6 protein-coding genes and 1 pseudogene are annotated in these 6,800 nt (G+C 58.7%); 5 read left to right on the top strand and 2 right to left on the bottom strand.

Features of this window, described 5'->3' with window-relative positions; all coding sequences use genetic code 11:
- On the bottom strand, positions 1–198 hold a 198-nt coding region (locus ACE3OH_RS02120), incomplete at its 3' end, for an MTH938/NDUFAF3 family protein (RefSeq protein ID WP_374347772.1).
- A gap of 237 nt (positions 199–435) precedes the next feature.
- On the opposite strand from ACE3OH_RS02120, the gene ACE3OH_RS02115 reads away from it, so the two are divergent.
- From ACE3OH_RS02115 to thrC, 5 genes are all read left to right on the top strand, one after another.
- A complete protein-coding gene (locus ACE3OH_RS02115; RefSeq protein ID WP_374347770.1) occupies positions 436–1,662 on the top strand; it encodes a pyridoxal phosphate-dependent aminotransferase in 1,227 nt (408 codons plus the stop codon).
- Between the two features lie 218 nt (positions 1,663–1,880).
- Positions 1,881–2,318 carry a GNAT family N-acetyltransferase gene (locus ACE3OH_RS02110; RefSeq protein WP_374347768.1) on the top strand — a complete coding sequence of 146 codons (438 nt, stop codon included), beginning with the start codon at positions 1,881–1,883 and terminating at the stop codon, positions 2,316–2,318.
- Positions 2,319–2,553: 235 nt separating this feature from the next.
- The gene (locus tag ACE3OH_RS02105; protein ID WP_374347766.1) at positions 2,554–3,879 is read left to right on the top strand and encodes a homoserine dehydrogenase; all 1,326 of its coding nucleotides are present in this window, start codon (positions 2,554–2,556) and stop codon (positions 3,877–3,879) included.
- Between the two features lie 61 nt (positions 3,880–3,940).
- On the top strand, positions 3,941–4,714 hold the full coding sequence (locus tag ACE3OH_RS02100) for a hypothetical protein (RefSeq protein WP_374347764.1): 774 nt from the start codon (positions 3,941–3,943) through the stop codon (positions 4,712–4,714).
- Positions 4,715–4,958: 244 nt separating this feature from the next.
- Entirely contained in the window at positions 4,959–6,371 is a 1,413-nt protein-coding gene (gene thrC, locus ACE3OH_RS02095) for a threonine synthase (RefSeq protein ID WP_374347761.1), read from the top strand.
- Positions 6,372–6,402: 31 nt separating this feature from the next.
- Here thrC and ACE3OH_RS02090 read toward each other — a convergent pair.
- Positions 6,403–6,800: pseudogene (locus ACE3OH_RS02090) on the bottom strand (hypothetical protein); the annotation flags it as partial.

Below are 6,800 nucleotides of genomic sequence, written 5' to 3'. Positions count from 1 at the left end.
CACCTCGGGCTTGAATTCAAGCAGGCTCTCGAAGTCGGCCTCGGTCAACTCGTCAAAACCGTCCGGCCGCCAGGGCAGGATATCGGTGGGGGTAACGATCAGGCTGCCCTGCTGGCGCTGCTGGTTGACCATTACATGGTCATCGCCGTAACCGGTGAATACATTGAGGCGGGACGGGGCGTCGGCATGCAGTTTCATGATGGCGTGGCCGGCGGCCGGTAAAGCGGGGCGCGCATTTTACCCTGCTGGCTCAGGAAGATACAGGCCGGCAATCGCTGACGCCGGCAGCGCCAGCCCAGGGACGGCGGCAACCCGCCCGGTGCTGCGCGGCATATTCCTGCGCCATCGCTTACGGGGCAGCAAAGCGAATATTGCAGTGCAAGATTCTTTGTTACTATCGAGCGCTCCCCTATGTACAGCGCCGGTTTTAGCCCTATGCGTCCCGTTAAGAAGTCCCAGAAGCTCGACAATGTCTGTTACGAAATCCGCGGCCCGGCCCTGGCCCGTGCCAAGCAGATGGAGGACGACGGTCACCGCATCATCAAGCTGAATATCGGCAATCTGGCGGTGTTCGGCTTCGAGCCGCCCGACGAAATTGTCAGCGATGTGATCCGCAATCTGCCGCACGCCGCCGGTTACACCGACTCCAAGGGCATCTTCCCGGCGCGCAAGGCGGTCATGCACTACGCCCAGCAAAAGGGCATCAAGGGCGTGAGTATTGAAGACATCTATATCGGCAATGGCGTATCCGAGCTGATTTTGCTGAGCATGAACGCCCTGCTCAACAATGGCGACGAAGTACTGGTGCCGGCGCCCGACTACCCCTTGTGGACCGCCGCCGTGTCGCTGTCGGGCGGCACCGCACGGCACTATCTGTGCGACGAAGCCAATGGCTGGCTGCCCGATCTGGACGATATCCGCGCCAAGATCACCGACAACACCCGTGCCATTGTCGTCATCAACCCGAACAACCCCACCGGCGCGCTGTATCCGGATGAGTTGCTCAAGGGCATCTTGCAGATCGCCCGCGAGCACGGGCTGATCGTCTACGCCGACGAGATCTACGACAAGACGCTATTCGACGGCCACAGCCATACTGCCCTCGCCTCGCTGGCCGAGGATGTGTTCTGCGTAAGCTTTGGCGGCCTCAGCAAAAACTACCGTGCCTGCGGCTACCGCGCCGGCTGGATGGTTTTGTCGGGCGATCGGCGCCACGCACAGGACTATATCGACGGCCTCAATATCGTCTGCTCGATGCGGCTATGCGCCAATGCACCGGGCCAGAACGCCATCCAGACTGCGCTGGGCGGCTATCAGAGCATTGCCGAGCTGGTCGGCCCGGAAGGCCGGCTGACCCGCCAGCGCGACTTAGCCTGGGAGCGGCTGACCGCCATACCGGGCGTAACATGCGTCAAGCCCAAGGGTGCGCTCTACCTGTTCCCCCGGTTTGACCCGAAGGTCTACCCGATCGCTGACGACCTGGCCTTTATCACCGAGTTGCTGGAAGAAGAAAAAGTGCTGCTGGTGCAAGGCACCGGCTTCAACTGGCCGACACCGGACCATGTGCGGGTGGTGTTTCTACCGCATCTGGAAGAAATGAATGAAGCATTGAACCGGATCGAGCGGTTTTTGGCGGGTTACCGCAAGCGGCATGCGGTGTGAGGTTCGCGCCAGATCAGACAAAACCTTGAACCACAGAGGACACAGAGAACACAGAGGTGGCACAGAGAAAATCCGCTTCAAGGATAGCGTTACGGGCAAACAGGGCATTTTCATATCGCAGGGCGCGGTCATATACCAATTCCTACTCTGTGCCACCTCTGCGATCTCTGTGATTAAAGATTTTGGTACTTGAAGTGAATTTGAAGCGAGAGCCATTCGTGCAAGTCATCCGCATCACCAACGACCAACGCCAACTGATCGAACCCGTCTGGCTGGCGCGCGCCGAAGCTGTGCACCGCGATCTGCGTCCGCAGTTACAGGGCGACTATGTGGCGCAAATGGCCGGTATCTTTGCCGACGGCGGCGAAATGGTGATCGCCGCCGATGGCGAGAACGTGCTGGGTGTGGCAGTCTACCGCCTCTACCGGGACACCTACTCCGGCACCAAGTGTTACGTCGACGACCTCGTAACCACCTCTACACGACGCTCACAAGGCGTTGGCAAACTGCTGCTCGACTGGCTTCAGACCGAAGCTGGCCGCCGTGGCGCCAAGAATTTCATGCTCGACTCCGGCACCCAGCGCACCCAGGCGCACCGCTTCTATTTCCGCGAGGGGCTGGTCGTCGAGGGCTTCTGTTTCCGGAAATCGTTGTAGCGTATGGCATGCGCCCCTTCTTGCTCACATCCACTCGCGCAGGCGGGGCTCCCTCGCAGCGGCGACGCCCAACGCTCTTGGCGCTTTCAGCGCCTAAGCATTGGAGCGTGCACCGCTGGCAGGGGGAGCGGGATCGATCAACGAAGCACGGTTCCGTATACCTATGCACGCAAGCGCACGGCTTTGCCGGGCGGTGAACAATTCGCTGAATACTCACATTACTAAGAGCATCTTCATGAAACCCATTCAGGTCGGCCTTCTGGGCTTTGGTACGGTAGGCAGCGGCGTGGCAAAAGTGTTGGCGCGCAATGCCGAAGAAATCGGTCGCCGTGCCGGTCGCGCCATTGAAGTCAAACGCGTTGCAGTACGCAATATCGACAAGGCTCGCGCCGCAGCACCGGCTGCCGTCACCGAAGGCCTCGCCTTCGGCAATGACTTCCACGCGGTGGTGGACGACCCGGATATCAGCATTGTGTGCGAGCTGATCGGCGGCACCACCCTGGCCAAGGAACTGGTACTACGCGCCATCGCCAACGGCAAGCATGTGGTCACCGCCAACAAGGCTCTGCTGGCCATCCATGGCAATGAGATCTTCGCCGCCGCCCAGACGCGTGGTGTCACGGTGGCGTTCGAAGCGGCAGTAGCCGGCGGCATTCCCATTATCAAGGCGGTGCGCGAGGGCCTGAGTGCCAATCGCATCGAGTGGATCGCCGGCATCATCAATGGCACCTCCAACTTCATCCTCACCGAAATGCGCGACAAGGGCGCCGCCTTTGCCGATGTCTTGGCCGAAGCGCAGCGCCTGGGCTATGCCGAAGCCGACCCGACCTTCGATATCGGCGGCCACGACGCCGCCCACAAGCTGACCATCCTGGCGGCACTGGCCTTCGGCATTCCCATGCAGTTCGACAAGGCCTATCTGGAAGGCATTTCCAGCCTGACCCGCGAAGATATCGGCTATGCCGAACAACTGGGCTATCGCATCAAATTGCTCGGCATCACCAAGCGCCGTGCCAATGGTATCGAGCTGCGGGTGCACCCAACCTTGATCCCGGCAAAGCGCATCATCGCCAATGTCGATGGGGTGATGAACGCGGTGGTGGTGCAAGGCGATGCAGTTGGCCAAACCCTGTATTCCGGCCGTGGCGCCGGCAGCGAGCCCACCGCCAGCGCGGTAGTGGCCGACCTGGTCGACACCGCCCGTGTGATGACCGCCGACCCGGAACACCGCGTGCCGCATCTCGCCTTCCAGCCCGATCGACTGTCGGACCTGCCGATCCTGCCGATCGAAGAGGTGGAAACCTGCTACTACCTGCGCCTGCGCGCGCACGACCGCCCCGGCGTGATGGCCGACATCACCCGCATCCTGGCTGACCTCAGCATCTCCATCGACGCGATGATGCAAAAGGAACCCGCCGAGGGCGAGCAGATCGTCGACATCATCATCCTCACCCATATCGCCATGGAGCGCAGCGTCGACACCGCCATTCATTTGATCGAAAGCCTGCCGACCATTTCGGGCAGCGTGACGAAGTTGCGGCTGGAGAATCTGGATAAATGAGCACATGCGGCGCAATACGCTTCGCTTGTGTGCGCCGTACCCGCCCTAAATTGGCAGATGCATGAAAAAGTTACATAGACTATTTCCCATCTGGATCCGTTGGATAGCAGTCTGTTGGCTGCCACTTCCAGGGCTTGCCTCCCCCACCGCCCATGACGTCGCCGTGTCAATTTCGAATGCATTTCCCGGGGAAAGCATCATTGAAAAAACGAGTGGCATTCTAGACGATGGCGAAGAGCCCTATATCGCGGTCCTCCTAGCCAAAACCAGCAACGAGGCAAGGATAGCGGTGACCCATCAGAATGGCTCAGGAAAATTTACGATAACTGGCAAATCTCTGCCGCTTACAGAACTTGGCCGCTCGATCCTTCGCATCAAAATTTCAAATAAATCTCTATATTTATCTGTATTCAACTCTGGCGGCTGCTGCTCACGCAGCACCACCAACTACCAATTTAAAAAAATATCAGGCGAGCTCTGGCTCATCGGCACAGAGGCAGTTTACGAATCCATCGAAATGCAAACACAATCAGATATTAACCAGGGAATTATTCATCACTTCAGGACGAAGAAGAGCATTAATTTTATAACCAACAGAGTGATCCACTCAAGAAAATCCTGGGATACCGACCCCACAAACTCTCAGAAGATTGGCAAGACCAAGCATACCGAATTGGAATTACATATTAAAAAACAAGTTCATCTCAAGCTAGACACCTTCTCTCTTGTTGAATATGAAAACGCCACATGGGATGAAAGCAGCCTTTGCGGAACCTTGGATGAGCATATGAAGTACAGAGCCTTTGATCCCGGAGTTTGCAAGCCGACTCAGTGAGATAGTCACGGTAATGAAGTGCCAGCCCAAGGGCTTACACAAGTGAAGCATATTGCGCCGCATGTGCCGGTGGGAGATGAGGTTTATACGGCCGGCTGAGCCAGTGGCTGGGAAGATCATTTGAATTACAGCGATTTGCGGCGCGCATGCTGCATTGCAGCCGGTGCAATACGCTTCGCTTGTGCGCCCTACCGGTGATCACCCTACGAGCGACACGGAATTCTAGTACTGAGGGAAGTAGACCATGCAATACATCAGCACCCGCGGCGGCATGGCCCCGCAAGCGTTTACCGATATCCTGCTGGGCGGGCTGGCACCCGATGGCGGGCTGGTGGTGGCCGATCGCTATCCGCACATCGACCATGCCACGCTGCAAGTCTGGCGCGGCCTCAGCTATCCGCAGCTGGCGTTCGAGATCGTATCGCGCTTCGCTACCGATATCCCGGCCGACGATGTAAAGCAGCTGGTCGAGGCCGCCTACACCCGAGCCAATTTCGGTAGCGATGAGATCACGCCGATCACCGAGCTGGAAGCCGGCTTGCATCTCTTGCACCTGTCCAATGGCCCGACGCTGGCCTTCAAGGACATTGCCATGCAGCTATTGGGCCAGTTGTTTGAATATGTGCTGGCCAAGCGCGGTGAGGCTATCAATATCATCGGCGCCACCTCGGGCGATACCGGCTCGGCGGCCGAATACGCCATGCGCGGCAAGAAGGGGGTGAATGTATTCATGCTGTCGCCGCACGGTCGCATGAGCCCGTTCCAGCGGGCGCAGATGTTCAGCCTGCCCGATGCCAATATCCATAATCTGGCGATCGAGGGTACGTTTGACGATTGCCAGGATATCGTGAAGGCGATCAATAACGATGCGGCCTTCAAAGCCCAGTACAAGGTCGGTGCGGTCAATTCGATCAACTGGGGCCGGGTGGTGGCGCAGGTGGTGTATTACTTCCGCGCCTACTTGAAAATTGCGCCGCAGATCGGCGAGCCGGTCGATTTTGTCGTGCCATCGGGCAATTTCGGCAATATCTGCGCCGGCCATATCGCCCGGCAGATGGGTTTGCCGATTGGCCGCCTGGTGGTAGCCACCAATGAAAACGATGTGCTGGATGAATTCTTCAAGACCGGTCGTTATTCGGTACGCAGCTCGAACGACACCCATGCCACCTCCAGCCCGAGCATGGATATTTCCAAAGCATCGAACCTCGAGCGTTTCGTGTTCGACCTGATCGACCGCAACGGCGCCGAACTCAAGCGCCTGTGGGATGAAGTGGACAGCACCGGCGGATTCGATCTGGGCAAGACGCCTTATTTCTCCCGCATGGTCGGCGAATTCGGCTTCAGCTCGGGCCGCAGCACCCATCAGGACCGCATCAGCACCATCCAGCAGGCCAAGGCACGCTGGAATGTGGTGATCGACCCGCACACCGCCGACGGGGTGAAAGTCGCCCTGGAGGCCCGCCGCCCCGGGGTGCCGATGGTCGCACTGGAAACCGCCTTGCCCGCCAAGTTCGAGGCCACCATTGTCGAGGCGCTAGGCATGACCCCACCGCGCCCGAGCGAATTGGCCGATCTGGAAAACCGCCCACAACGCAGCACCGTGTTGGCTAACGATGCGGCGCTGGTGAAACGCTATGTGGCGGACAAGCTGGCTTGATGATCAGGCAGCTTGAGGCGCAACGGCTGGATCAGCCCTTGCGCTTTTTCAAGGCGTCGAAAGGTTCATCGCTGGCCGGCAGCATGCGTTCGAGGTAACGGGCGATCAGGTCGATTTCCAGATTGACCTTGTCGCCCACCTTGATGTGCTTGAGCGCGGTCACTTCGATGGTGTGCGGAATCAGGTTGACCGAGAAAATGCAGCGGTCTTTCACATCCTTGACGTGATTGGTGGTCAGCGATACACCATTGATCACCACCGAGCCCTTGATCGCCACATATTTGGCCAGGGCTTTTTCTGCCTGCACCACCAGCTGCCAGCTCTCGCCTACCTGGCTGAACTTGAGCACCTCGCCGAGGCCATCGACATGGCCCGACACCAGATGGCCGCCGATGCGGTCGCCAAAGCGCATGGCCTTTTCCAGATTCA

Origin of the sequence: Chitinimonas sp. (genome assembly GCF_041904975.1) — a bacterium.
Taxonomy (GTDB): Bacteria; Pseudomonadota; Gammaproteobacteria; order Burkholderiales; family Chitinimonadaceae; genus Chitinimonas.
The sequence above is the reverse complement of the archived record's forward strand: the minus strand, read 5'-3'. Positions and strand labels throughout refer to the sequence as shown.

Excerpts from the sequence above, each read along its gene's own strand:
- ACE3OH_RS02115 (WP_374347770.1), top strand. The coding sequence starts at position 436 with ATGCGTCCCGTTAAGAAGTCCCAGAAGCTCGACAATGTCTGTTACGAA.
- thrC (WP_374347761.1), top strand. The coding sequence starts at position 4,959 with ATGCAATACATCAGCACCCGCGGCGGCATGGCCCCGCAAGCGTTTACC.
- ACE3OH_RS02100 (WP_374347764.1), top strand. The coding sequence starts at position 3,941 with ATGAAAAAGTTACATAGACTATTTCCCATCTGGATCCGTTGGATAGCA.
- ACE3OH_RS02105 (WP_374347766.1), top strand. The coding sequence starts at position 2,554 with ATGAAACCCATTCAGGTCGGCCTTCTGGGCTTTGGTACGGTAGGCAGC.